23 protein-coding genes are annotated in these 25,056 nt (G+C 72.9%); 10 read left to right on the forward strand and 13 right to left on the reverse strand.

From position 1 onward, the window contains the following. The first annotated feature begins 384 nt into the window (after nucleotides 1-384). Nucleotides 385-2,499 (forward strand): glycogen debranching protein GlgX, encoded by a 2,115-nt coding sequence (gene glgX, locus DVA86_RS09420; RefSeq protein ID WP_208877331.1) that lies wholly within the window; start codon nucleotides 385-387, stop codon nucleotides 2,497-2,499. Between the two features lie 124 nt (nucleotides 2,500-2,623). Continuing rightward, a complete protein-coding gene (gene treY, locus DVA86_RS09425; RefSeq protein ID WP_208877333.1) occupies nucleotides 2,624-5,068 on the forward strand; it encodes a malto-oligosyltrehalose synthase in 2,445 nt (814 codons plus the stop codon). A 268-nt stretch (nucleotides 5,069-5,336) separates the two neighbouring features. Here the strand turns inward: treY and DVA86_RS09430 are convergent, their stop codons facing one another. Then, entirely contained in the window at nucleotides 5,337-5,882 is a 546-nt protein-coding gene (locus DVA86_RS09430; RefSeq protein WP_208877335.1) for an FHA domain-containing protein, read from the reverse strand. Nucleotides 5,883-6,286: 404 nt separating this feature from the next. Between DVA86_RS09430 and DVA86_RS09435 the strand changes: the two genes are divergently transcribed. Next, nucleotides 6,287-7,231 (forward strand): GNAT family N-acetyltransferase, encoded by a 945-nt coding sequence (locus DVA86_RS09435; RefSeq protein WP_208877337.1) that lies wholly within the window; start codon nucleotides 6,287-6,289, stop codon nucleotides 7,229-7,231. Between the two features lie 100 nt (nucleotides 7,232-7,331). Continuing rightward, the gene (gene treZ, locus DVA86_RS09440; RefSeq protein WP_208884548.1) at nucleotides 7,332-9,119 is read left to right on the forward strand and encodes a malto-oligosyltrehalose trehalohydrolase; all 1,788 of its coding nucleotides are present in this window, start codon (nucleotides 7,332-7,334) and stop codon (nucleotides 9,117-9,119) included. Here the strand turns inward: treZ and DVA86_RS09445 are convergent. After that, nucleotides 9,116-9,988, reverse strand: a complete 873-nt coding sequence (locus DVA86_RS09445) for an AraC family transcriptional regulator (RefSeq protein ID WP_208877339.1) — start codon at nucleotides 9,986-9,988, stop codon at nucleotides 9,116-9,118. The genes treZ and DVA86_RS09445 overlap by 4 nt on opposite strands. 85 nt (nucleotides 9,989-10,073) lie before the next feature. Between DVA86_RS09445 and DVA86_RS09450 the strand changes: the two genes are divergently transcribed. Then, the gene (locus DVA86_RS09450) at nucleotides 10,074-10,946 is read left to right on the forward strand and encodes an alpha/beta fold hydrolase (protein WP_208877340.1); all 873 of its coding nucleotides are present in this window, start codon (nucleotides 10,074-10,076) and stop codon (nucleotides 10,944-10,946) included. Between the two features lie 114 nt (nucleotides 10,947-11,060). Beyond that, entirely contained in the window at nucleotides 11,061-11,402 is a 342-nt protein-coding gene (locus DVA86_RS09455; RefSeq protein ID WP_208877341.1) for a DUF5713 family protein, read from the forward strand. A gap of 19 nt (nucleotides 11,403-11,421) precedes the next feature. On the opposite strand, the gene DVA86_RS09460 is transcribed toward DVA86_RS09455, so the two are convergent. The 6 genes from DVA86_RS09460 to DVA86_RS09485 form a co-directional block, all read right to left on the reverse strand. Continuing rightward, complete coding sequence (locus tag DVA86_RS09460; RefSeq protein ID WP_208877343.1) at nucleotides 11,422-12,078, reverse strand: LysE family translocator; 657 nt, start codon at nucleotides 12,076-12,078, stop codon at nucleotides 11,422-11,424. A 93-nt stretch (nucleotides 12,079-12,171) separates the two neighbouring features. Continuing rightward, nucleotides 12,172-13,668, reverse strand: a complete 1,497-nt coding sequence (locus DVA86_RS09465; protein ID WP_208877345.1) for a tannase/feruloyl esterase family alpha/beta hydrolase — start codon at nucleotides 13,666-13,668, stop codon at nucleotides 12,172-12,174. Beyond that, nucleotides 13,665-14,798, reverse strand: a complete 1,134-nt coding sequence (locus DVA86_RS09470; protein WP_208877346.1) for an extracellular catalytic domain type 1 short-chain-length polyhydroxyalkanoate depolymerase — start codon at nucleotides 14,796-14,798, stop codon at nucleotides 13,665-13,667. Before DVA86_RS09470 ends, DVA86_RS09465 begins: the two co-directional genes overlap by 4 nt. Nucleotides 14,799-14,912: 114 nt before the next feature. After that, a complete protein-coding gene (locus DVA86_RS09475) occupies nucleotides 14,913-15,146 on the reverse strand; it encodes a DUF397 domain-containing protein (RefSeq protein WP_208877348.1) in 234 nt (77 codons plus the stop codon). Next, nucleotides 15,107-15,316: a DUF397 domain-containing protein gene (locus tag DVA86_RS09480; RefSeq protein WP_208877349.1), complete on the reverse strand. Its 210-nt coding sequence runs from the start codon at nucleotides 15,314-15,316 to the stop codon at nucleotides 15,107-15,109. Before DVA86_RS09480 ends, DVA86_RS09475 begins: the two co-directional genes overlap by 40 nt. Beyond that, nucleotides 15,313-16,170: a helix-turn-helix domain-containing protein gene (locus DVA86_RS09485; protein ID WP_208877351.1), complete on the reverse strand. Its 858-nt coding sequence runs from the start codon at nucleotides 16,168-16,170 to the stop codon at nucleotides 15,313-15,315. The genes DVA86_RS09480 and DVA86_RS09485 overlap by 4 nt, the downstream gene beginning before the upstream one ends. 179 nt (nucleotides 16,171-16,349) lie before the next feature. Here DVA86_RS09485 and DVA86_RS09490 point away from each other — a divergent pair, with 179 nt between their 5' ends. Beyond that, nucleotides 16,350-16,784 (forward strand): ATP-binding protein, encoded by a 435-nt coding sequence (locus DVA86_RS09490; protein ID WP_208884550.1) that lies wholly within the window; start codon nucleotides 16,350-16,352, stop codon nucleotides 16,782-16,784. Nucleotides 16,785-16,810: 26 nt separating this feature from the next. Here the strand turns inward: DVA86_RS09490 and DVA86_RS09495 are convergent, their stop codons facing one another. Further along, nucleotides 16,811-18,397 (reverse strand): NnrS multi-domain protein, encoded by a 1,587-nt coding sequence (locus DVA86_RS09495; RefSeq protein WP_208877352.1) that lies wholly within the window; start codon nucleotides 18,395-18,397, stop codon nucleotides 16,811-16,813. 137 nt (nucleotides 18,398-18,534) lie between these two features. On the opposite strand from DVA86_RS09495, the gene DVA86_RS09500 reads away from it, so the two are divergent. The 3 genes from DVA86_RS09500 (at nucleotide 18,535) to DVA86_RS09510 (ending at nucleotide 20,630) form a co-directional block, all read left to right on the forward strand. Continuing rightward, a complete protein-coding gene (locus tag DVA86_RS09500; RefSeq protein WP_208877354.1) occupies nucleotides 18,535-19,749 on the forward strand; it encodes a glycoside hydrolase family 183 protein in 1,215 nt (404 codons plus the stop codon). 282 nt (nucleotides 19,750-20,031) lie between these two features. Further along, on the forward strand, nucleotides 20,032-20,433 hold the full coding sequence (locus DVA86_RS09505; protein WP_208877356.1) for a carboxymuconolactone decarboxylase family protein: 402 nt from the start codon (nucleotides 20,032-20,034) through the stop codon (nucleotides 20,431-20,433). After that, nucleotides 20,433-20,630 (forward strand): hypothetical protein, encoded by a 198-nt coding sequence (locus DVA86_RS09510; protein ID WP_208877358.1) that lies wholly within the window; start codon nucleotides 20,433-20,435, stop codon nucleotides 20,628-20,630. Before DVA86_RS09505 ends, DVA86_RS09510 begins: the two co-directional genes overlap by 1 nt. 78 nt (nucleotides 20,631-20,708) lie before the next feature. Here DVA86_RS09510 and DVA86_RS09515 read toward each other — a convergent pair whose 3' ends face one another. The 4 genes from DVA86_RS09515 to murC form a co-directional block, all read right to left on the reverse strand. After that, the gene (locus DVA86_RS09515; RefSeq protein ID WP_208877360.1) at nucleotides 20,709-21,065 is read right to left on the reverse strand and encodes a VOC family protein; all 357 of its coding nucleotides are present in this window, start codon (nucleotides 21,063-21,065) and stop codon (nucleotides 20,709-20,711) included. A gap of 45 nt (nucleotides 21,066-21,110) precedes the next feature. After that, entirely contained in the window at nucleotides 21,111-22,913 is a 1,803-nt protein-coding gene (locus DVA86_RS09520) for an outer membrane protein assembly factor BamB family protein (RefSeq protein WP_208877361.1), read from the reverse strand. A gap of 144 nt (nucleotides 22,914-23,057) precedes the next feature. After that, entirely contained in the window at nucleotides 23,058-23,468 is a 411-nt protein-coding gene (gene msrB, locus DVA86_RS09525; protein ID WP_208877363.1) for a peptide-methionine (R)-S-oxide reductase MsrB, read from the reverse strand. Nucleotides 23,469-23,560: 92 nt separating this feature from the next. Next, entirely contained in the window at nucleotides 23,561-24,931 is a 1,371-nt protein-coding gene (gene murC, locus DVA86_RS09530; protein WP_208884551.1) for a UDP-N-acetylmuramate--L-alanine ligase, read from the reverse strand. Nucleotides 24,932-25,056 lie beyond the last annotated feature (125 nt).

Below are 25,056 nucleotides of genomic sequence, written 5' to 3' on the forward strand. Positions count from 1 at the left end.
CCGCTCCGATGCCCCGTCGCGGTCGCCGCCCGAGGCGCCACCCGGGAGTGTCACCGCGACCATCAGGGCCGTGCAGGTCACGGCGGTGGCCGAACCCGCCACCACTTTCCCCGGATGGCGGAGCAGCCTTATGCCTACTTACTCCCCCTTGTTTTCATTTGTGTCCCATTTGCCTGCATACTCTTATGCAGCTGTCGACCAGCAGGACGGGCCGAACTCGGCCGGGGTTGCCTCGCGGACGAAGGGAGATGCGGTGAAAGCGCCGCCCAGCGGCTTCGGTTGGACGAATGCCCCCCTTCGACCGCGTTCGTCCGGCACGGCGCGCACCACGTACACCACGTGCGTGCGCAGTGCCCCCACCCTTCTCAGTGGAAGAGTCATCGCATGCAGGTCTGGCCGGGACACGCGTATCCGCTTGGCGCCACCTACGACGGGGCGGGCACGAACTTCGCGGTCTTCTCCGAGGCCGCCGACCGCGTCGAGCTGTGCCTGCTGCACGAGGACGGCTCGGAGACGGCGGTCGAGCTGCGCGAGTCCGACGCCTTCGTACGCCACGCCTATCTGCCGGGGGTGATGCCGGGTCAGCGGTACGGCTACCGGGTGCACGGCCCGTACGAGCCCGAGCGCGGCCACCGCTGCAACAGCGCCAAGCTGCTGCTCGACCCGTACGCCAAGGCGGTCAGCGGCCGCATCGACTGGGACGAGGCCGTCTACGGCTACCACTTCGGCGCCCCCGACCGGCGCAACGACCTCGACTCGGCGCCGCACACCGTCTCGGCGGTGGTCGTCAACCCGTACTTCGACTGGGGCCACGACCGGCTCCCGCGCACCGACTACCACCACACGGTGATCTACGAGGCCCACGTCAAGGGCCTCACCATGCTGCATCCGAAGCTGCCGCGGGAGCTGCGCGGCACGTACGCGGCGCTCGCCCACCCGGCCGTCATCGACCATCTGACCGGCCTCGGGGTGACCGCGCTGGAACTGATGCCGGTGCACCAGTTCGTGACGGACAACCGGCTCGCGGACAGCGGTCTCACCAACTACTGGGGCTACAACACCCTCGGCTACTTCGCCCCGCACAACGCGTACGCCTCCTGGGGCGACCGCGGCCAGCAGGTGCTCGAGTTCAAGCAGGCCGTACGCGCGCTGCACGAGGCCGGCATCGAGGTGATCCTCGACGTCGTCTACAACCACACCGCCGAGGGCAGCCACCTCGGCCCCACGCTGTCCTTCCGCGGCCTGGACAACGCCTCGTACTACCGGCTCGCGGACGACCCCCGCTACTACATGGACACCACCGGCACCGGCAATTCCCTGCTCATGCGCAGCCCGCACGTGCTGCAACTGATCATGGACTCGCTGCGGTACTGGGTGACCGAGATGCACGTGGACGGCTTCCGCTTCGACCTCGCCGCCACCCTGGCCCGGCAGTTCCACGAGGTGGACCGGCTGTCGTCGTTCTTCGACCTGGTGCAGCAGGACCCGGTGGTCAGCCAGGTCAAGCTGATCGCGGAGCCCTGGGACGTGGGCGAGGGCGGCTACCAGGTGGGGAACTTCCCGCCGCTGTGGACCGAGTGGAACGGCCGCTACCGCGACACCGTACGGGACCTGTGGCGCGGCGAGCCGCGCACGCTGGCCGAGTTCGGCTCCCGGCTCACCGGCTCCTCCGACCTCTACCAGGACGACGGACGGCGCCCGCTCGCCTCCATCAATTTCGTCACCTGCCACGACGGCTTCACCCTGCACGACCTGGTGGCGTACGACGGCAAGCACAACGAGGCCAACGGCGAGCACAACCGCGACGGCGAGAGCCACAACCGGTCCTGGAACTGCGGCGCCGAGGGCGCCACGGACGATCCGGCGGTGCTGCGGCTGCGCCGGCGGCAGATGCGGAACTTCATCGCCACGCTCATGCTGTCCCAGGGCGTGCCGATGCTCAGCCACGGCGACGAGTTCGCCCGTACGCAGCACGGCAACAACAACGCGTACTGCCAGGACAGCGAGCTGTCCTGGGTGCACTGGCCGGCGCCGGGCGAGGAGGACGAGATGTGCGCGTTCGTCCGCGCGATGGTCCGGCTGCGCCGCGACCACCCGGTCTTCCGGCGCCGCCGCTTCTTCCACGGCCGCCCGGTGGAGGGCACGCACGACGAGCTGTCCGACATCGCCTGGTTCACTCCGCAGGGCGACGCGATGGTGCAGCGCGACTGGCAGGAGGCGCAGGCCAAGTCGCTGACGGTGTTCCTGAACGGCAGCGCGATCTCCGAGCCGGGCCCGCGCGGCGAACGCGTCACGGACGACTCGTTCCTGCTGATGTTCCACGCCCGGCACGCGCCGCAGGAGTTCGTCGTCCCGGTGGACCACGGACGCCAGTGGCAGGTCATCGTGGACACGGCCGACGAGGACCCGGTGCCGGAGGGCGGCGGCGCCAAGGTCATCGCGGGCGACCGCCTCACCCTCACCGACCGCAGCCTGGTCGTCCTCCAGCGGCCGGGCTGAGGGGCGTACGCCGCAGGCGGGCGCGGCGGCGGGAACGGGCGCGGCGGCGGGAACGCGCATGTGGGCGTGCACCGGGCGGGTGGCGCTGCGTACCGGGGGCACGCGGCGGGGTACGTAGGCGCGTATGACACCGACCGCCACCTACCGGCTGCAGCTCCGGCCGGAGTTCCCGTTCGCCGCCGCCGAGGAAGCCGTGCCGCGGCTCGCCCGGCTCGGCGTGTCGCACCTGCACCTGTCCCCCGTGCTGACCGCCGTGCCCGGCTCCGCGCACGGCTACGACGTCACCGACCACGGCACCGTACGCGCCGAGCTGGGCGGCGAGGCGGGACTGCGCGCGCTCTCCGACGCGGCACGGCGGCACGGGCTGGGGCTGGTGCTGGACATCGTGCCGAACCACATGGCGGTGCCCGCCGACGTACGGCTCAACCTCCCGCTGTGGGAGACGCTGCGGGAGGGGCCGGGCTCGCCGTACGGGCGCTGGTTCGACGTGGACTGGGCGGCGGGCGGCGGGCGGATGCTGCTGCCCGTGCTCGCGGGGCCGCTCCGTACGGAGCAGGACGCGCTGCGGGTGGAGGGCGGCGTGCTGCGGTACGGGCCGCACGTGCTCCCGCTGCGGGACGGTACGGACGGGCTGCCGCTGCCGGAGCTGCTGGACGCCCAGCACTACCGGCTGGCCTGGTGGCGGCTGGCCCGCAGCGAGCTGAACTACCGGCGGTTCTTCACCGTTTCGGAGCTGATCGGCGTCCGCGTCGAGGACCCGGCGGTGTTCGACGCGACCCACGCCACCGTGCTGCGGCTGCTCCGCGACGGCGTGGCGGACGGGCTGCGCGTCGACCACCCGGACGGTCTCGCCGACCCGGCCGGCTATCTGCGGCGGCTGCACAAGGCGACCGGCGGCCGCTGGACGGTCGTCGAGAAGATCCTCGCCCGCGACGAGACGCTGCCCGCCCGCTGGCCGGTCGACGGCACCACCGGATACGACGCCCTGCACCGCGTCGACGGCCTGTTCACCGACCCGTACGGGCACGCCGAACTCACCGCCCACTACCGCGAGTTCACCGGCGTGCCCGACGACCGGGGCGGCGACTGGCACGCCACCGTACGGCGCGCCGCGTACAAGGTGCTCACGGGCGAGCTCGCCGCGGAGACCGACCGGCTGACCCGTACGGCCGTCCGCGCCTGCGAGGAGGCCGACGGGCTGCGGCTGCGCGACCACGCGCCGCCCGCGCTCCGTACGGCGCTGCGCGAGGTACTCGTACGGCTGCCGGTCTACCGCCCGTACGCCACCGCCGGGCGCCCGGCCGGCGAGGCCGACACGCGGACGCTGGAGACGGCGGCGGAAAAGGCGCGCGCGGCGTTCGCCCGCGCGCACGCCGCTGATGGCGGGGGCGGCGGGGGCGGCACGTACGGCGACCCGCGCGAGGCGGAGGCGGTGGACGTCGTACGGGACCTGGCGCTCGGGCGGCTCGGCGACGGGCCCGCGCCGCGCGACTTCGCTGCCCGCTTCGCCCAGGTGTCGTCCGCGCTGCGGGCCAAGGCCGTCGAGGACACCGCGTTCTACCGGTACGCGCCGCTGCTCTCCGCCTGCGAGGTGGGCGGCGACCCGGGGCACCCGTACGTGTCACCGGAGGAGTTCCACGCGTACTGCGCGCGCGTCCAGCGCGACTGGCCGACCACCGCCACCGCGCTGTCCACGCACGACACGAAGCGCAGCGCCGACGCGCGTGCGGCGGTCACCGCGCTCACCGAGTGCCCGGAGCGGTGGCGCGACCTGCTGACGGCCGTCACCCGGCAGACCGCCCGCGCCACCGGCCGCGACGCGCCCGACCCGCACCTCGCGTGGACCGCCTGGCAGACGGCGGTGGCACTGGGCACCCCCAGCGTGGAACGTCTGACGGAGGCGCTGCTGAAGGCCGTACGGGAGGCCGCGCTGCGGACCGGCTGGACGGCGCCGGACGAGGCGTACGAGAGCGCGGTCGCGGAGTTCGCGGCGGACGGCCCCTGCGGGCCCGCGCTCTACGCGCTGGCGGAGTGGGCCAAGGAGGCGTGGCCGTACGTGCGCGCCAACCAGCTGGGCATGGCGCTGCTCCAGCTGACGATGCCGGGCGTCCCGGACCTGTACATGGGCACGGAGCGCCCGTACCACGCCCTCGTCGACCCCGACAACCGGCGCCCGCCCGGCGCGCTCGGCGTCCCGGACGACTTCGACGGTGCGGCAGCGGGCAGGGGCGCGGACCGGGAGAAGCTGCGGCTGACCTGTACGGCGCTGCGGCTGCGCCGCGACCGCCCGGAACTGTTCCTGGACACCGCCTCCTACGCCCCGCTGCGCGCCACCGGCCCGGCCGCCGGGCACTGCGTGGCGTTCGTGCGCTCCGGCGCGGTCGCCAGCGTCGTCACACGGCTGGCGCGGCGACTGCACGACGCGGGCGGCTGGCGCGGCACGGAACTGCCGCTGCCGGACGGGCGTTGGCGCGAACTGCTGACGGACCGCGCGGTGGAAGGGGGCGGCACGCGGGACGTCGCGGAGCTGCTGGACGACGCCCCGGTGGCACTGCTCCTCCGGGAGTGACCGGCCCCCGGCCCGCCCCCGGGCCGCGCCCGGCGCGACGGAGGCCCTGGGGGCCCGCCCTGGCTTCCGCCTCTCCGTAGCGGCAGATGGAAAGCGCACCTCAGCAAACCCAGCCCGTCCGGCGATTGAGGACGAACCCCGGCCCTCACGCGCCGCGCCCGGCGCACGATTCGGTGACCGCCCACCGGCGACTGCCCCACATCCCTGGCTGAGGGCCGTCCTCAAACGCCCCGGACGGGCTTGAAAGAGCGGACCGGCCGGGGAACCGTCAGGGTGCCGTCAGCCGGTAGCCGACCTGTCCGAACCGGACCTCGTCCCCCGGCCGTACGACCGTCGTGCCCGTGACGCGGCGCCCGTTGACCCAGGTGCCGTTGCTGGAGCCGAGGTCGCGCAGCGTCCAGCCGTCGTCCGTGCTGCGCAGCTGCGCGTGCAGCCGGGAGACGGAGAAGTCGTTCAGCCGCAGCACCGAGCCGGGCGCCCGGCCGATCGACAGCGGGTACGGGCCGGGCTGCGGCAGGAGAAGCTCGGGCAGCCGCTCCTTCTGCCACGCCCTGCGCACCATCATGGGGAACGAGGACAGCGCCCCGACCGCCCGGAACACCCAGCGGGTGCCCCGCCGGCGGCTGTGCAGGTCCCGTACGGCGGCGTCCAGCTCGTCGTGCTGGTGCGCCTGGAGGATCACTTCCATCCGGCGCAGGAACGTGTCCTGCGAAACCCGGCCCGCCACCGCGCTCTCACGCAGCACCTCGAGGGCACGCTCCCGGTCCGCGTCCGACACACGCGGAGGTTGCGCACGGTACTCGAGTGGGGTCATCGGCTCATTCTCCGTAGGGCTGTAATTCCTGTCCAGGCTGCTGATCGCCGCAGAATCTCCGCCGGATGTCAGACACGGCGGACGGCCCTGAGGCGATCAACGTCGCGGCCGCCCCGGTGGGTTCGGCCCTGACCAGTACAGACAGCGAACAGCACCGGTCCGGTTCCGGCCGCGCGACGCCGAACTCCGCCGCCGAACTCCGCCGCCGCGGAAACCCCGTGGACACGCCCCGCGGGCGGCGGCTACCGTACGGACACGCCCGCGAACGGACGGAAGGAGGCGAGAGCAGATGCACCGCGGCACCGAACACCGCAGCACGACACCGCGCTCCCGCCTCACCCCCCGGGCGTCAACTCACGGCTGACCGGGAGCGCTTCGACGCCTTCCGGAAGGAACTTCTCTCCATGACCGACACGGTCATCCACCCGCTCGTCGAAGCCGACGCGCGCGCTCTCTTCACCTCCCTGGACGACCCGGGGACCGTCGGCCGCGCACTGCTCGGCCGCCCGTACACCACCGTCGCCGAGGGCGGCGAGTACCGCCCCGAGTGGACCTGGGTCGCGCTCCGCGGCGGCCGCGCCGTCGCACGTGCCGCCTTCTGGGCGCCGCCCGGCGCGACGGAACCGCTGCTGCTCGACTGGTTCGACTTCGCGCCCGGCGAGCACGACACCGCCGTACGGCTGCTGCGCGAGGCCACCCCGCGCGTCGAATACGAACTGATCCTGCCGCCGGGCTGGCGTGACACGCCCGGCACGCGTGCCGCCGCCGAGGCCCGTATCGGCGCGGCGGAGGCCGCCGGGTACCGGCTGCTCGTGGAGCGGTTCCGGTACGACTGGACGCCGGACCGCGGGCTGCCCGCGCTGCCCGGACGGCTCGTCTTCCGGCCCGAACCGGACGACGCCGTGATCCTCGACGTGCTGCGCCGCATCACGCGCGGCACGCTCGACGCGCACGCCCTGCACGCCCTCGCCACCGTCGGCCCGGACGACCCGGAGAAGGGCATCGAGGTGGCCGCGCGGGAGGACATGGACCACCTGCTGCGGATGCGTTCACCGCGCGAGTGGTGGCGCCTGGCGTACACCCCGGACGGCGAACTGGTCGGGCTGCACGTGCCCGGTCTGATCCCGAGCGGGCCGTGCGTGGCGTTCATCGGTGTCGTACCGGAGCAGCGCGGCCACGGGTACGCGTACGACCTCCTCGCCGACAGCACCCACCAGCTGGTCGGCGGGGGCGCGGAGTCGATCGCGGCCAGTACGGACCTGGGGAACGCGCCGATGGCGGCCTCGTTCGCCAAGGCGGGGTACCCGGTCACGCAGCACCGCTACTGCATGACGCCGCCCGCCGGGTGACGCCGTACGGCACTCCGTAACACCCGCGGCGGCACTCCGTAGTGGGACGCGGCAGCGCGCGCCGTAGCGTCACGGCACGCGCTGCCGCAGCATGGAGACCATGCTGTTCGAGGTGTGGGCGCCACTGGCGGAACGGGTCACGCTGCTGCTGGAGGGGCGCGAGCACCCCATGCGGCGGGAGCGCGATCCGGCGCGCGCGGGCTGGTGGACGGCGAGCGCCGAGGTACGCGCGCTGGCCGAGCCCGGCGCGCGCTACGGCTTCAGGCTGGACGGCGGCCCCCCGCTGCCCGACCCCCGTTCCCGCCGCCAGCCGGACGGCCCGGACGGGCTCAGCGCGGTCGTCGACCACGGCACGTACGAGTGGCAGCACCTGTGGCGGGGCCGTTCGCTGCCGGGGGCGGTGCTGTACGAGCTGCACGTCGGCACGTTCACCGCTGAGGGCACGTTCGACGCCGCCGTCGGCCGGCTGCCGCACCTGGCCGCGCTGGGCGTCACCCACGTCGAACTGATGCCGGTCTGCCCGTTCCCCGGCCGGCACGGCTGGGGCTACGACGGCGTGTCGCCCTGGGCGGTGCACGAGCCGTACGGCGGGCCCGACGGCCTCAAGCGGTTCGTGGACGCGGCGCACGGCGCGGGCCTCGGGGTCGTACTGGACGTCGTGCACAACCACTTCGGCCCATACGGCAACCATCTCCCTGCCTTCGGTCCGTACTTCACCGACCGGCACCGCACGCCGTGGGGTGACGCCGTGAACCTGGACGGGCCCGGTTCGGACGAGGTGCGCGCGTATCTGGCGGGCAGCGCCCTGGCGTTCCTCGACGACTACCGGCTGGACGGGCTCCGGCTGGACGCCGTGCACACGCTCGCCGACACGCGCGCCGGGCACTTCCTCGCCGAACTCTCCGCCGCCGTCGACCGGCTGGCCGCGCACACCGGCCGCCCCCTCTTCCTGATCGCGGAGTCCGACAGCAACGACCCCCGTACGACGGCGCCGCGCGCCCTGCACGGGCACGGCCTGCACGCCCAGTGGAACGACGACTTCCACCACGCCGTGCACACCGCCCTGACCGGCGAATCGCACGGCTACTACGCCGACTTCGCCGCCGCGCCGCTCGCCGCCGTCGCCAAGACCCTCAGGAGCGGCTTCTTCCACGACGGCACGTACTCGGCGTTCCGCGGCCGCCGGCACGGCGCGCCCCTCTTCCCCGGCCCGGCGAGGGCCGTGCTGCCCGGCGCGCCCGCCGTCTGCGCGGACCACTTCGTCGGCTACGCGCAGAACCACGACCAGATCGGCAACCGCGCGCGCGGCGACCGCCTCGCGGCGTCCCTCTCCCCCGGCCTGCTCGCGTGCGCGGCGACGCTGGTCCTGCTGTCGCCGCTGACACCGATGCTCTTCATGGGCGAGGAGTGGGGCGCCCGTACGCCCTGGATGTACTTCACCGACCACCCGGACCCGGAGCTCGCGGAGGCCGTACGGTCGGGCCGCCGCCGCGAGTTCGCCGGCCAGGGCTGGGACGGCGCGGCCGTACCGGACCCGCAGTCGGCCGGCACCCGGCGGCGCTCGTGCCTCGACTGGACGGAACCGGAACGCGACCCGCACGCCGCTCTGCTCACCTGGCACCGGGAGCTGCTCGCGATCCGCCACGCCCACCCGCTGCTCGCGCAGGTGCCACTGGGCGAAATCCACGTCACGTACGACGAGTCCGCCCGCTGGCTGATCTTCCGCAGCGGCTCCCTGCACGCCGCCGTCAACCTCTCCCCGCACCACAAGGCGGAGATCCCCCTCACTGACCCGCCGCAGGAACTCCTCGCGGCCTGGGCGCCGTCGGGCACGGAGTACGACGGGGTGCTGGTGCTGCCGCCGGAGTCGGCGGCCGTGCTGCGCTAGGGCGTGTCGCGGCGGGCGCTGCCCTGACCGGGCCAGGCGATGTCGTCAACCGCCAGGAACGGCTCGGCGGCCACGGCTCCGGGAGTGACCCCGGCGAAGGCCACCACGTCGCGGTGCAGATGCGACTGGTCTGCGTACCCGGCGCCCGCCGCGACTCCGGCCGCGTCCTCGCCCGCGACCAGGCGGTGGGCCGCACGGTCGAAGCGGACCAGCCTCACGGCCCGCTTGGGCGGCAGCCCGAGCTGCGACCGGAACCGGGACCACAGGCGCTTGCGGCTCCATCCGACCTCCTCCGCGAGCCCGTCGACCCGTACGAGGCCACGCCCGCGTACGATCCGCGCCCAGGCCCACGCCACCTCCGGGTCCACGGGCGCACCGGCCGCGTGGCGCCGTACGAGCAGCGCGTCCGCCAGCGCGAAACGGCCCTGCCACGAGAGGACTTCGCCCAGCCGCTCCCGTATCCGGGCCGCCTCCCGGCCCCACAGGTCGTCGAGGGACACCACGGCGCCGTCCATTTCGGCGGGGGAAACGCCCAGGACCGCGCGTGCGATCACCGGGGACAGGCGCACCTGTACGCACTCGACGTTCTTCCCCCGCGCCCACACCGCGCCTCCGGACCCGAGCCCGGGGCCGGCGACGATGCTCCCCCGCTGCCTCTGCCACTGCCGCCGCCGCTGCCCGGGGGCGCAGTCCACGACGGGCACGCCCTCTCCGAACTCCAGCAGCAGCGTCACCGCGGGGTGCGGGACCATCCGGAGCGCGTCCAGGTCACGTACGCGGAACCCGGCCATGGTGACACCGGCCACCCGGCTGGGCCGTGCCGGGCAGGCGACATCCCACACGGCCGTACCGTGCTCGAAGGTCCGCACCGTTCCATGTTAGGCGAGCTGCCGGAGCCGCCCGCGGGAACATTCGTCCAATACGGCGGCGCGTACGGGCGGTGACAGTGGCCGCATGGCTGCTTCCGAATCCGCTTCTGAATCCGCCGGCGGTCCGCGCGTGGACAGCACCGGCGAGCCCACCGAGAACCTCCTCCTGTCCACGGCGGACGGCGACCTCCACGTATGCCAGGACGGCCCCCGCGACGCCCCCGTACTGCTGCTGCTCCACGGGTCGGCCGCCTCGGCCCGCTCGTGGGACGCACTGGTTCCGCTGCTGGCCGGGACCCATCGCGTCGTCCGGATCGACCTGCTCGGACACGGCCGTTCGGCCAAACCGGCGGACCGCGGCTACGACACCCCGGCCCAGGCGCACCGCGTCGGCACGGTGCTGGACCGGCTCGACGTCCGACACGCCGCCGTGGCCGGCCACTCCAGCGGCGGCGCGGTCGCCACGGCCCTCGCCGAACGGCGCCCCGAGCTGGTGAGCGCGCTCGCGCTCGTCAACACCGGGCCCAGCCTCGACGCCTTCCTCGCACCGCGGTCCGCCGCCATCGCACCCTCGCAGTGGCCGCCGACGGATGAGCAGCTACGGCAGTTCGCGAGCACGGGCTTCAGCCGCGCGGGCTACGAGATCCCGCGGGAACTCCTCGACGACGCGCGCGCCATGACGTACCACACGCTCACGGCGACGATGCGGGGCACGACCGACTACCTGGCGCAGCAGCCGCTCCCGGACCGGCTGCGGGCCGTCGGCAAGCCGCTGCTGGTGCTCTTCGGCGAGGACGACCGGCGATGGCGCTCCTCGTCCGCCGCCGACTACCGCGCCGCCGTTCCCGACGCGGAAGTCCGGCTGCTGCCCGGCCTCGGCCACTCCCCCATCCTCGAGGACCCGCCCCGGACCGCCGCCCCGCTCCTGGCCTTCACGGCACGCCACGCGGTGGTCTGAGCCCGGCGCCGGGGGCCGGGCCCGCCGGCCGCTCCGGCGGGATTGTCAGTGCCGTGGTGCAGGATCGGTGTCGTTGGCACTTCGAAGGCACTTCGCAAGGAACGGGGCAGCACCATGCCAATCACGAACCAGCAGGTGGCGGAGCACGCCTTCCTCCAACCGCTGTACGCGGACGCGTACTTCCCGGACCACGTCCTCGACAAGGGCCGGGCGATCCTGCTCCGCCTCTGCTCACGCATCGAGACGGAACGGCCGTCGGACCTGCCTGCCCTGTACGCGCTCACCAACGCGGCGACGGAGGAATTCAACCTGCTGGAGGCCGAGTTCGACGCTGCGGGCAGCGAGATCGAGACGGTCGCGCGCGAGGAGATATGCGAGGACTTCTGCTTCGTGGCCTCGGCCTACGGCTTCGCGGAGGCCGACACGGAGAAGCTGGTCGCGGCCCGCGACTGGTGAACGCCGCCGCAGGGCCGGGTCAGCCCTCCAGGGCGAGGCGGGCGCCCAGGGCGAGGAGGACGCCGCCCGAGACCTGTTCCAGGCGGCGGCGTACGCCCGGCCGGGAGAGGACGCGCTTCAGGCGGCCGACGCCCCAGACGTACGTGCCGTAGTAGCCGACCTCGAAGACCGCCCAGAGCGCGGCGAGGGCCACCATCGTGGGGAGTTGGGGCGCGCCCGAGGGGACGAACTGAGGGAGGAAGGACATCGCGAAGATGGCGGCCTTCGGGTTCGCCAGGTTCATCAGGAGACCGGCGCGGTACGCGCGCCAGCCCGTGCCCGGCGCCGGGCCGCCCGCGCCCGTACCGCCGTCGGTGGCGCCACCGGCGGCGTCGCCCAGCCCGGCGTCGCCGCCGCGCCGGGCCGACCATATCGCCTGGACGCCGAAGACGATCAGCACTCCGGCGCCCACGAAGCGCATCACGTCGTACGCCATCTCGGAGGCCGCCAGCAGCGCCGTCAGGCCGAAGGCCGCGACGACGCCCCAGACGAAGACGCCCGTCTCGTTCCCGAGGACCGTCAGCATGCCGCTGCGGCGGCCGTGCAGGGAGTTGCGGATGATCAGCACCGTGCTCGGACCGGGTGCCAGGGCGACGAGGAGGCAGGCGCCCAGGAAGGGCAGCAGGAAGTCGTACATGCCCGCCATCCTGCGCGCGCCCGCCGCCCCCGTGCCAGCGAATTCGGCTGCGCCGCCGGGCCCGCGGCGGGTTCAGCCGGGCCCGGCGGGGGCTCAGCCGGGCCCCGCCGTGCCGTCCAGCGGGCACGACGTCAGCAGCGTCTCGCGGTCCGCCCCGGCGGGCCGGGGCAGCGTACGGCTCGGTGGCGGCCGTTCGCCGCGCTCCACCCAGCGTTCGAGCGCGGTGAACGCCGAGCGGTGGCACGGCAGCAGCGGCCGCAGCCGCTCCGGATACGTGTCGAAGAGCGCGTCGGTGTGCGTGCCGCCGCCGATCCGGTAGTAGCGGAACAGGTCACCGCGCCCCGCTCGCCGGACCATGCGCGCGTACGGGTCGGAGCCGCGGGAGATCGGCAGCAGTACGTCGAGCGTGCCGTGCAGCGTGACGAGCGGCTTGCCGATCCGCCCGGTGAGGCCGAGCCGCGCCACCGCCGCGTGGACGCGGGGCGGGCGGGACGCGTAGTCGTAGTCGGCGTCGCAGGCGGGCGTGCCCGGGGCGCAGTACGGGGTGCCCGCCTCGGTCGCGCCGTCGTAGTCCGGGTCGAGCTCCTCGCGGTACGTGCGCTGGGTGAGGTCCCAGTAGTTTCGGTGGTGGAACGGCCACAGGAACTCGGACCCGGCCGGGTAGCCGGCGCGGTGCATCGCCCGGCGCGCCCGTTCGGCACCGGGCCCGCCGGCGGCGTACGCCGGGTAGTGGCGCAGCGCGGGCGGCAGGAACGTCAGCAGGTTCGGCCCGTCCGCGCGCCACAGCGTGCCCTCCCAGTCGACGCCGCCGTCGTACAGCTCGGGCCGGTTCTCCAGCTGCCAGCGCACGAGGTAGCCGCCGTTGGACATGCCGGTGGCGAGGGTGCGGGCGGGGGCGCGCCCGTAGCGCTGGGCGGTCACGGCCCGTGCGGCGCGCGTCAGCTGGGTGAACCGCGTGTGCCACTCGGCGACGGCGTCGCCGGGCGCGGCGCCGTCGCGGTGGAAGGCGGCGCCGGTGTTGCCCTTGTCGGTGGCGGCGAACGCGTAGCCTCGGGCCACCGCCCAGTCGCCGATGGCGCGGTCGTTGGCGTACTGCTCGCGGTTCCCGGGCGCGCCGGTGACGACGAGGCCGCCGTTCCAGCGGTCGGGCAGCCGGATGACGAACTGGGCGTCGTGGTCCCAGCCGTGGTTGGTGTTGGTGCGGGAGGTGTCCGGGAAGTAGCCGTCGATCTGCGTGCCGGGCACGCCGCTCGGCGTGTCCAGCGCGGCCGGGGTCAGCCCGGCCCAGTCGGCGGGGTCGGTGTGACCGGAGGCGACCGTGCCCGCGGTGGTCAACTCCGGCAGGCAGGCGGCCCGCTGGTGTGCGGCGCCGGGGACGGTCAGCGGGCCCGTACGGGCGCAGGCGCCCTCCGTACGGGGCGACGCCCCGGCAGCCGCGGCCGCCGGGGCGGTGCCCGGGGCCGCACCGGCCGCCAGCAGGAGAGCGGCCAGCACGGCGGTCCGTGCGGCGGCCGGTGCGGGCGCCCGTACGGCGGGGGCCGCCGCGGGGCGCCGCTCCCGCCCGCCGAACAAAGGGCGGCGCGGGCTCATCGGGCCGTACCGCTCAGCCCGAAGAACCCGGTGATCCAGTGGCTGGAGCAGATCGAGTCGATGAAGTGCTGCGTACCGGTGGCCCCGCACTGCTCGGGCCCGCTCCCCGGGTCGACCGGCGTCCCGTGCCCGATCCCCGGCACCCGGTCCACCTCGACGGCCGTACGCCCGTCGCCCGTCACGTACTCCTCGCGGCTGGTTCCGTTGGGGCCGATCGTCGACGTACGGTCCGGGGTCTGGTCCGTGCCGTGCACGGCCGTCCACTGGTCGCGCAACTCGTCGGCGTTCCGCGGCGCGACGGTGGCGTCCCGGTCACCGTGCCAGACGGCGACGCGGGGCCACGGGCCCTCGTACCCGGGGTGCGCGTCCCGCACCCGCTGCGCCCACTCCTCCGGCGTGCGGTCCACACCCGGGTTCATGCACAGGAACGGGCCGGAGTCCTTGGTGCAGTTGTACGGCAGCCCGGCGACGACCGCGCCCGCCTCGAACACGTCCGGGTACGCGGCCAGCATCACCGACGTCATCCCGCCGCCCGCGGACAGCCCCGTCACGTACGTACGCGCCGGGTCCGCCCCGTACTGCTGCTCCGCGTGCGCGACCATCTGCCGCAGCGAGGCGGCCTCGCCCTGGTCGCGTACGTTGTCGGTCGGCTGGAACCAGTTGAAGCACTGACTGGGGTTGTTGGCCGAGGTGGTACCGGCGAAGACGAGCAGGAAGCCGTCCCGGTCGGCCATGGCGGGGAGCCCGGAGTTGTCGGCGTAGAGCTGGGCGCTCTGCGTGCAGCCGTGCAACGCGAGGACGACGGGCGGGTTCTCGGGGAGCGAGTCGGGGCGGTACACGTACATGTCGACGTTGCCGGGGTCCGCGCCGTAGTCGGCGACGGGCTCCAGGGGCACGGCCGCCTGCGCGGTGGGGCTCTGCGCGGTGGCGCGCTGCTCGGTGGAGCTGCTCTGCGCGGTGGAGCTCTGCGCGGTGGGGGCGTGCGCGGTGGGGGCGTGTGGCTGGGGTGGCGCGGCGTGCGCGGGGGCGAGCAGCGCGAGCCCCGCCACGAGCCCTCCGGCGAGCGCCAGTCTGCCCGCGATCCTCCGCCCACGCGGGCCGTTCCTGTGCGGTGCTCCGTCCAACGGCATGGCGACCTCCTACGGTTGACGGCCACCGTAGGAACCCCGCCCGCCCCTGGAAACGTAACCGCGCACCACAACCCCCGGCCCCCGAACGTGCCCGCCGCACACCCGGCCCGCCGCCTACCGCCGCGCCACGGCCCTCGCGAGGAACGCGCCCCACGCCTCGGCGGGGAACACGACGACTGGCCCGCCGGGCCGCGCCGAATCCCGTACGCCCACGGCACCGCAGCCGTCGGCTATCTCCACGCAGTCGCCACCCTGACCGCTGTAACTGCTCTTGCGCCACGCCGCGAACCGAGTGCGCCCGCACGCGCTCACATCTCGCCCTTCACCTCTGCGAGGAGGCGGTCCCACGCCCCGGGAGAAAACCGCAACATGCCCAAGTGCGGATTCTTGGAATCGCGTACGGCAACTACGCCTGCCAGTCCCGCGACCTGCACACAGTCGCCCTGGTCACCGCTGTAACTGCTCGTCCGCCACACCGTCGTGCCGCTCTCGGAGCGGTGCCTGTCTATTCGCTTCATGTGAAGTCCTCTGCTCTGCGGGCGATCAGGTCCCGGGAGGGGCCGACATCCAGCGCCGCAGCACGCACGTGGTCGAAAGCTCGGCTGTACGCGGCGACGTCTTCCTCACGTTCGAGGTAGACGTTACTCGTGAGCCCTTCCGTGCACACCACGTCCAAGTCGGCCCTCACCGGAAACTCCAGGATCACGAAGGGGCCAAGCAGCCCGGCGTGTGAACCGGCTCCGAACGGCAGTACCTGCAGGGTGATTTCGGGCTGTTCTGAAGCGGTGAGCAGCCGCTTGAGTTGTCCGGCCATCAGCCCGCCATCGCCCACCACGCGGTGCAGCACGGCTTCATCGATGACGCCCCACACTCGCAGAGGTGATTCTCGGTTGAGAGCAGCGTTCTGCCGAGCGAGGCGTACCTCGACCAGAGCGTTCACCTCGTCAGGTGCACGCTCCGGCTTCAGCGCGCGGATCACGGCACGCGCATAGTCCGGCGTTTGCAGGAGGCCGGGCACCAGCGACATCTGAAACGAGCGAGCAGAGGACGCCTCGGACTCAAGACTGATGAAGCTCGAGTAACGCTTCGTCAGCACATCGCTGTACGGCTGCCACCACTTCCGTCGTTTGCCGTCACGGGACATCGAGCTCAGGGCCTCGCGAGCGACAGGCTCCGTCACCTCGTACACGTCCAGCACCCGGCTGAGTTCGGCATCGCGCAGCCCGCTCCTGCCGGTTTCCACCCTGCTCATCTTCGAGGGGTGCCAGCCGAGCCGTCCGGCGGCTTCGTCAGCCGTCAGGCCGCGCTCCTCTCTCAGCGCCCTCAACTCAGCGCCGAGCAACCGCCTGCTCACAGTGGGACTTGCCGGCATCCGAACCTCCTGGCCTCCGGTCGAAAACAAGGTGAAAGTGCACGTGCACTTCTATCGCCGCTCTTGCACTTCCGTGCAACTGGTGAGCACTCTACTACGAGGCATCACTTGGCGTCACAAGTTGCCACCTCATGGTGATCGTTCACTGCCAGCAGACCCTGTCGCAAAGGGGATACGTCATGTCCGGAGATCGTCCAGCCTTCACGGTCAGGTCTGTCCAGCATCGGCTCCCGCGCACGCCGCGCAGCGTTGCGCAGGCGCGGACAGCGCTTCGGGCTCAGCTCACCGCGTGGGACGTGGGACCGGACGACGTCACCACAGCCGAACTCGTTCTGTCCGAGCTCGTCGCCAACGCCGTGCAGCACGCGGGAGATCCACCAGGCCGTCAGGTAAAGGTGACTCTCACGTGTACGGACGACGGACTGCTCCGCATCGAAGTCTGCGACGCCTGCACCGCGTTGCCCCGCCCGCACGGCATTGCCCCCGGGGCGGACGCCGAATCCGGGCGCGGGCTGCTGCTCGTCGCCGCGCTGGCCGAGGGCTGGGGCGTCACGCCGCGTGCGTACGGAATCGGGAAGACGGTCTGGGCCGAGCTCAAGCTCGCGCCCGCGTAGCAATCGCCCGCGGGCCCGGGAGACCGTCAGCGCGGCGGCGCGCACGCCGTGTCCGGCGTGGAGGCCGGGACGAGGCGGACGTGTTTGGCCGGAAGTTTCAGCGGGCCATCCGTCGTCGTGTCCCACAGCACCACGTCGCCGTCCGCGACGCCGAACGAGACGTACGGGCGTTCCGGCCGCAAGCGGCCGCCCTGGCTTGCGAGTTCGCTCAAGGGCACCACCGGTTCCACGCAGGTCCAGGACGGGTCGACGCCGAAGTACGAGGGCGGCTGGGTGCCGCGTTCCGCCGCGTCGACCGTCGCGTGGGCCGCCCGGTCGGCGGAGTCGAGGACGACGCCCAGCGCCGTGGCCCCGAACGCGGCCAGCAGCACCGCCGCGACGGTGGCGCCGTGGAAGTCGCGTACGTAGTGGAAGTGCTTGGCGAAGCCGTACGCGGCGGGCACCAGCAGCAGTGGGTACAGGTCGCGGAGCAGGGCGACGGCGGCGATGGCCTGCCAGACGCCCGGCACGTCGAGGTCGCCGGGCGAGAGCGACAACTCGTCGGCGTACAACGCGTGTTTGACGGATCCGGCCGCGAGCAGCGCCGAGCCGATCACGGTCGCGGCGATGGGCCCCGCCACCGTCAGCCACTCACCCCAGGTCCACTGCCGTACGAGCAGCCACAGCCCGCCGCCGATGAACACCCCGAACACGATGAGGAACGCCTGTCCGCGTGACAGCCCAGAGTGGTCACCGGGGCCGCCCACCCACGCCAGCAGGAAGAACAGGGCGGTGACGACCGTGACGGCGGCGCCCCACAGCGCGCGCCCGTCGTGTCCGAGGCGGGTGCCGACGCGGAGTGCGGCGACGAAGGCCGCGAGGGCGAGCGTCGTCACGGCGTAACGGCCGCCGCCCTCGGCGTCCCTGGCGACGACACCCAGCAGGGACATGACGACCAGCCAGACGCACAGCGCGGCCAGCCGCCCGTTGAGATCGTCCTCGCGGCGGAGCACCACCCCGGAGCGGGAGCGCGAACGGCCGTCCCCCGGGCGTACGTCCAGGCGTACGTCCAGGTCGTCGCCGCGCACGGCGTGCGCGCCGTTCGACGCGTGCGCGTCACGCGGCATGCGGGCCAGCCGTCGCGCCTCGGACGGCGTGCCGGCGACGAGGACACCCGCGTCGTACCGGCCGAGCCGTTCCCGGCAGCGGGCGCGGAACCGGGCCCATCCGTACGCCCGCACCGCGGGCGGCGCGGCGGGCCGTACGGGCACGTCGGGCCGGTGGGCGGTGGTGTGCGCGTACCAGTCGGGCAGCAACTCGCGGTCGCGGCGCAGCAGTTCGGCGCGGCGTACGTACATCTCGACGCTGTACGCGCGGGCCAGCCGCCGTACGCGCCAGGCGGCGCCGCGTTCGGCGCGGCGGGCAGCGCCGTACAGGCCGACCTCGACGGACAGCAGCCGGGCGTCCGGCGCGGCGGTCAGCACGCCGGCGGAGGCGGCCTCGCCGCGCCCGTACTCGTCGACGACCCGCCAGCCGCGCGTCTCGCAGGCCGACTTGGCCGTCTCCCGGTCGCGCTCGCCGCCACGTACCTCGATGAGCACCAGCACCAGCCGGTCGAACCGTCTGCGCAGCACCAGTCACCGCCCTCCCCTGCGGATCACTCTATGAGGCCGCGCGACACGGCCATTGGCCCGTGCGCCGACCATTGACGGCGGAGGCCACCTGTAGAACTCTCTGTGAAATCGATTTCTCAATTGTGAGGAGTGTGCTCATGCGCAACAGGAACAGCAGGGAGAAGAGTTCGATTTCAACGTCGGGCGAGGGGCCGGACAGCGGGTCGGGCGACGGCCCGTACGACTCCGCGAACGTCTCCCGCTCGACCCTGCTCCGCGCCGCCGCCGGTGCCGTCGCCGCCGGCGGGCTGCTGGTCGGCGCCGGCGCCGCGACGGCGCGCGCGACGGGGGCCACGGGCGCGAACGGCGCTCCGAACGGCAGACGCCGCGGCCGCCGCGCCCAGGCGCTCGAGGTGAAGAAGATCGCCGACCTGACCGGCCCCGGCCTCACCACCCGCTTCCGGATGGAGGCGACGGACCTCGGCATCCCGGCCCGTACGCCCGACGGGCGCACGCTGTGGGTCTTCGGCGACACCTTCGAGAACGCGACGGTCGGCGGCGGCTGGTGGCGTTCGCCGGTCGCGCTCTGGTCCACGACCACCGACCTGAACGCCGGGGTCACATGGTCCGGCGCGGTCGGCGGCGACGCGGCGCAGCAGTTGTGGCCGTACGAGCACGACAACCCGGAGTTCTCCACGGTCCTGCCGTCCGACGTGATCACGATCGGCGGCACCATGTATCTGCACGCCATGGTGAACAACGGCCTGCACAACGTCGTGTGGTCCGAGATCTGGCGTTCCGACGACTCGGGCGCGACCTGGGTGCACACGGGCGCGAAGTTCCCCGGCGACCGGGACGGCCGCCTGTTCCAGTGCCTGACCTGGGGGCTGGGGAACGACGGTTGGGTGTACGTGTACTCGACGTCGTTCGACCGCAAGGGACCGATCATCCTGAACCGCGTGCGCAGCGAGGCCATCGCGGACCCGGCGGCGTACGAGCCGTGGGGCTACCGCGACGGAGCCTGGAACTGGGGCAACCCGCCAACGCCCATCCTGGAGGGCGCGTTCGGTGAGCTGTGCCTGCGGCCGCTTGGCGGGAAGTGGGTGCTGACGTGGTTCAACGCGGGTGACTACCGCATCGACGGCATCATCATGGACACCCCCACCTCCGACCTCCACGCCGCGCCCCGCCAGACGCTGATCTGGGGCGGCGACTGGGGCAACGAGGACGACTCGCACGTCGCGCAGCTCTACGGCGGCTACATCATCCCCGGCTCCACGCTGGGCGAGCTGCACCTGTCGGTGAGCCAGTGGAACACCGAGGTCAACTGGCCGTACCGGGTGATGCAGCACCGCATCCGCGGCTTCGGCTGAGGCCGAGGCCCAGGCCTAGGCCCAGGCCCAGGCAGTTGCCGGGGCCCAGGCCGACACCGACGGCCGGTTACGGAGTGCCCGCGCGCCCCGCGTGCGGTGCGGGCACTCCGCGCTCTCCTCTTCCTCTCCCCTCTCCACCTCTCTGCCCTGACGAAAACTCAGCCGGATCCGGCCGGTTCATATCGAACAAACAGCACTAAAGTGGGTCATAGGTCCCGTGCGTCAACAAGACTGCGGGGACCCCCCTCGATGGCACACGGGGCCGGTGAGAAGGGAGTCGTCATGACTACTGCCACGGTCAACCGCGGCGACATCGAGGCGGACATCAAGGAGACGCTGGGCCTTGTTCCGCACTTCCTGGCCCGGATGCCGACCGAGATGCTGGCGCCCGAGTGGGAGATCTTCAAGAAGATGGAGCTCGGGGAGACGCTCATCCCCAACAAGTACAAGGAACTCATCGGCATCGGCCTGCACACAGAGACCAAGTGCCACTACTGCCTCCTCTTCCACACGGAAGCGGCCAAGCTGTTCGGCGCCACGGACGAGGAGATCCAGGAGGCCGTCCACTACGCGAAGACGAGCCTGGGGTGGAGCGCGTACATCAACGGCATGCGGGAGGACTACGACGCGTTCGCCGCCGAAGTCGAGCAGATCAAGGAACATGTGCGGGGCAAGGAGGCCTGATGGAACTGGAACGCGTCCGGCCGCGGGTCCTCAGGGGCACCTTCCACGCGTACGAGCTGGCCTCCCTCGTGACGGCGGCCCGCTACGTGGTGGACCGCGCGCCCGCCGACGTGCCGGTCGAATCGCTCGACGAACTGCGGCACCTGCTCGCGGACTACGACGACCAACTGCGCGACCTGTCCGTCGCGCCGCGCTGAAAGTCCCCCGCGAGGGCTTGGCGCTGAGCACCGACCCCGACATCCGGCACCGGGTACCGGACATCCGGCGAGGAGAGATCACTCCAGACAGAGACAGAAGGGGTGACCCGCCGGGTCCAGGAAGACACGGTAGGACGTGCCGGGCTGCTGCGGATGTCTGGTCGCACCGAGGTCGGTCACTGCCGCCTCAGCCGCGTCGAGGTCGTCGACGATCATGTCGAGGTGCATCTGCTGGGGCCGCTCCGGGGACGGCCACACCGGCGGCGTGTAATCAGCCACTCTGTGAAAGGAGATGCACTGGCCGGACTCGGCGCAAACCGCCGCGCGGTCGGCGGAGACGTCGATCTTCCAACCCAGCATTGCCCCGTAGAACCCGGCGAGCGCACCAGGGTCGGGACAGTCGACGACGGTGAGGGGCAAGCGAGCGATGGCCATGCCCGCCACGCTAGCGGCGATCACGGTCGGTACGCGTCCAGGTTTCTAGCCGCTCTTGTCGCCCAGCCGCCTCAGCACGTCCGCCGCGGCCGCGTGCGCCGCCTCCTTGAGTTGCTGACGGGACGGCGTACGGTCGCTGTCCCGGTCGCCGATCCCCTCCGCCCTGACCTCGATGGTGACGTTGCGGTAGCGCACGATCAGGTGCGTGGACAGGCTGTACACCTTGCCCTTGGCCTGCTCGCCCAGCCCGCGTACCGCCGGTGCCCCGTCGAGGTACTGGGCCGTGTCGTACGCGTGCCGCGCGCTCTCCACCGCCGTCTTCGCCGGGCCACCGCTGCCGCTGCCGCCTCCGCTGCCGGGCTCCCCTGGCTCGTGCGTCGAGACGCGTACCGACAACTCCCGTTCGCTGCCTTCCGGTTGGTCTCTCTCCTGCCAGACGCAGTTGTCGGGCGGCGGCCGGTCGCCGGTCAGCTTCATCTTCTCCCGGGTCTCCGCGGTCACCGCCTCGCACGCGAGGAGTGTCCGCTCCGGCCGCAGGTCGCCCTTGCGCCACTTGACGGCCGTCCCCGGCGGAGGCTGTGTGGGGTAGTCGGTGGTGTCGCCGCGTTCGGGGAGCGCGTAGGCGCGCAGGGCGTACGTACCGGCGGAGTCCGTGCCGACCAGCGAGTACAGCTTCCGCTTGTGCACCGCGGGCGCACCGCTCAGCGCCGCCCCCTCGGGCTTGCGCTCCCTGCCGAGGGTCCGGCGTGTGCCGTCCCGCAGGTCGTAGCCGATCAGCCACTCCTGGATGCGGGCCGTCCCCTTGGGCACCAGCGACGACCGCGTGACGAGCTGCCCGTCGCTCACGCCCAGCAGCAGGGTGCTGGAGCCCAGCGCCTTGCGCCACAGCGTCTTGCCGGTGCGGAGGTCGTAGGCGTACGTGCGCGGGTCGTTGGCGAACCGGGTCACCAACACGCCCTCCGCGGCCAGCCGCTGCCCGCTCACCTCGTCCACGGCGTTGCTCAGCTCCTTGCCGAGGACGTGTACGGGCTTGCCGTTCCCGTCGTACGTACGGATGTACCGCTGCCCCTTGTCCTGCGTCACCAGCGTGACCGGGTCGTCCGCCAGCAGCGCCCCCAGCTCGGGGCCCCTGCCGTCGGCGGGGCGGCGCCACAACTCCTTGCCGGTGTCCGGGTCGTACAGCACGAACGCCGCCTCCCGCTCGTCGCCCTCCGGCGTGCCGGGGTCGTCGAGGGCGGCGATGCGGCGGGCGTTGTGCGCCGTGTCGTGCGAGCAGTCGGTGTCGCGCGGCAGCAGCGTCGGCAGTGGCTTGCCGTCGGCCAGGCGCATGCGGCGCAGTTCGTCGCAGCGGCCGGTGACCGTCAGCGCCTTCTCGCTGACGCTGACCCCGGCGTTGGGGCCGTCGCCCTGCTGCTCGCCGAGCTGCCTCGACCACAGCACCCTGCCCGTACGGGAGTCCACGGCCGCCGCGAGCGTGCACTCGCCCTCGTCCCCGGCAGCGAAGACCACGCCGCCGACGCCCTGCCCGTTGACCTCCCCGGATGTGTCGCACACCCTGCCGGCCCCCGTGGGCGGCGTCAGCTTCCAGCGGTGCCTGCCGGAGCCCGCGTCGTAGCCGTGCAGCGCGCCGCTCTCCGGTTCGTGCAGCGTCACGGTGTCGTCGGTGAGCCAGCCGATACGGCTGGTGGCGCTCGCCGTGACCTTCGTGTCCCACAGCTGCCTCAGCGGCTTCGGCACCGCCGGTTCCGCCTTCTTCTCCCCGCCCCCGCCGCCGCCCGTACAGGCGCTGCCCGCGAGCAGCGCCAGCAGCACCGCCCCGGCCACCGCGTGCGTACGCCTTCGTGCCACCCCGGATCCCCCGATCCCCCGTGCCCCCTGAGAACCCGCCGGTCACGGGCGGGTCGGCGGCCAGGCTAGGGGACGGGGCGGCGCGGGCCCAGTGTTTCGATCCTGGACGAAAGGGGGCCGCGGGGCGGCGTACCGTCCGTACGGTCAGCCCTCGGTCGTCGGGGTGAGCCGGAGCGAGATGGAGTTGATGCAGTACCGCTGGTCCGTCGGCGTCGGGTAGCCCTCGCCCTCGAAGACGTGGCCCAGGTGCGAGCCGCACGCCGCGCAGCGGACCTCCGTGCGGACCATCCCCATGGAGCGGTCGGAGATCAGCTCGACGGCGGAGCTGTCCGCGGGGTCGTAGAAGGACGGCCAGCCGCAGTGCGACTCGAACTTCGTGTCGGAGCGGAACAGCTCCGCGCCGCACGCCCGGCAGCTGTACACGCCCGTCGTCTTGGTGTCCGTGTACTCACCCGTGAACGCCCGCTCCGTGCCCGCCTCGCGCAGCACCCGGTACTCCTCGGGAGTCAGCTCCTCGCGCCACTGCTCATCCGGCTTGTCGATGTCGTACGCCATGGCGTTCTCCGTTTCGGTCCTTCGGTCCGTTCGGCCGGTCAGCCCGTTCGGCCTGGTCAGCGCGGTCAGCCCGTTCGGCCTGGTCAGCGCGGTCAGTCCGACAGGCGATCGAGGATCAGCGGGCCGAGCTCCGTGACGTCGCCCGCCCCCATGGTGAGAACGAGATCACCGGGCTTCGCCATTCCCGCCACCAGCTCCGGCGCCGCCTCCTTGGCGGGCGCCCGGTGTACGTCGGCGCCCGCCGCGCGCGCCGCGTCGATGATGACGGTGCTGGTGACGCCCGGAATCGGGTCCTCGCGGGCGGGATAGATGTCCAGCACCACGGAGGCGTCCGCGAGCGCCAGCGCGGCGCCCATCTCGGCCCCCAGCTCCTGCGTACGGCTGAACAGGTGCGGCTGGAACAGCACCAGCACCCTCCCGTCGGTGGCGCCGCCGCGTACGGCGTCCAGGTCGGCGGCCATCTCCGTGGGGTGGTGCGCGTACGAGTCGATGACCTGTACGCCGTTCACCTCGCCCTTGAGCTGGAGCCGGCGGTTCACGCCGGTGTACGAGCGCAGCGCGCCGGCCAGTTCGGGCGCGGGGACGCCCATGGCGACGCCCGCGGTGAGGGCGGCGACCGCGTTGAGCGCGTAGTGGCGGCCGGGCACGGACACCGCGAACGTCAGCTCCTCGCCGTCGAGTACGACGGTGACCTCGCTGGTCAGCCCGTGCGGGGTGACGCTCAGGACGCGTACGTCGGCGTCCTCGGCCTCCCCGTACGTACGGACGCTCAGGCCGTCGCGTCCGCGCACGCGCGCCGTCAGCTCCCGGGCACCCTGCTGGTCGGCGGAGACGACGAGGGTGCCGCCGGGGCGTACGCGGCCGACGAAGGTGGCGAACGAGTCGTGGATCTCGTCCATCGACGCGTAGTTGGCGTGGTGGTCCAGCTCCACGTTGAGAATGATCGCGACCTCGGGCGCGTACTTGTGGAAGCTGCGGTCGCTCTCGTCCGCCTCCGCGACGAAGATCTCGCCGGCGCCCTGGTCGGCGTTCGAGCCGGGGACGTCGAGGTCGCCGCCGATCGCGTACGAGGGGGCCAGCCCGAGCGTACGGAGGCTGACGGCGAGCATCGACGTGGTCGTCGTCTTGCCGTGCGTACCCGCGACGGCGAGCGGACGCAGCCCCTCCATGAGCGCGGCGAGCGCGTCGGAACGGTGCACGACCGGGACGTCACGGGCCGCCGCCGCGGCCAGCTCCGGGTTGTCGGCGCGGATGGCGCTGGAGATGACGACGCACGTGGCGTCGGCGGCGAGGTGCGCGGCGTCGTGCCCGATGTGCACGGTGGCGCCCAGAGCGCGCAGCGCCGCCACGCTCTCCGACTCGCGCGCGTCGCTGCCCGCGACGCGGGCGCCACGCTGGGTGAGGATCTTCGCGATGCCGGACATTCCGGCGCCGCCGATGCCGATGAAGTGCGGACGTTCCATGGCGGGCGGCGGCACGGCGGTCACGGCGGTCATCGCGGGGGCTCCCAGGTCGTACGGATGCGGGGCGCGCGCCGTCGGGGGCGGCACGGGACCAGCCTATGCGGTGGGGGTCGGTGGCCCTCCAC

Origin of the sequence: Streptomyces armeniacus, from assembly GCF_003355155.1 — a bacterium.
Lineage (GTDB): Bacteria > Actinomycetota > Actinomycetes > Streptomycetales > Streptomycetaceae > Streptomyces > Streptomyces armeniacus.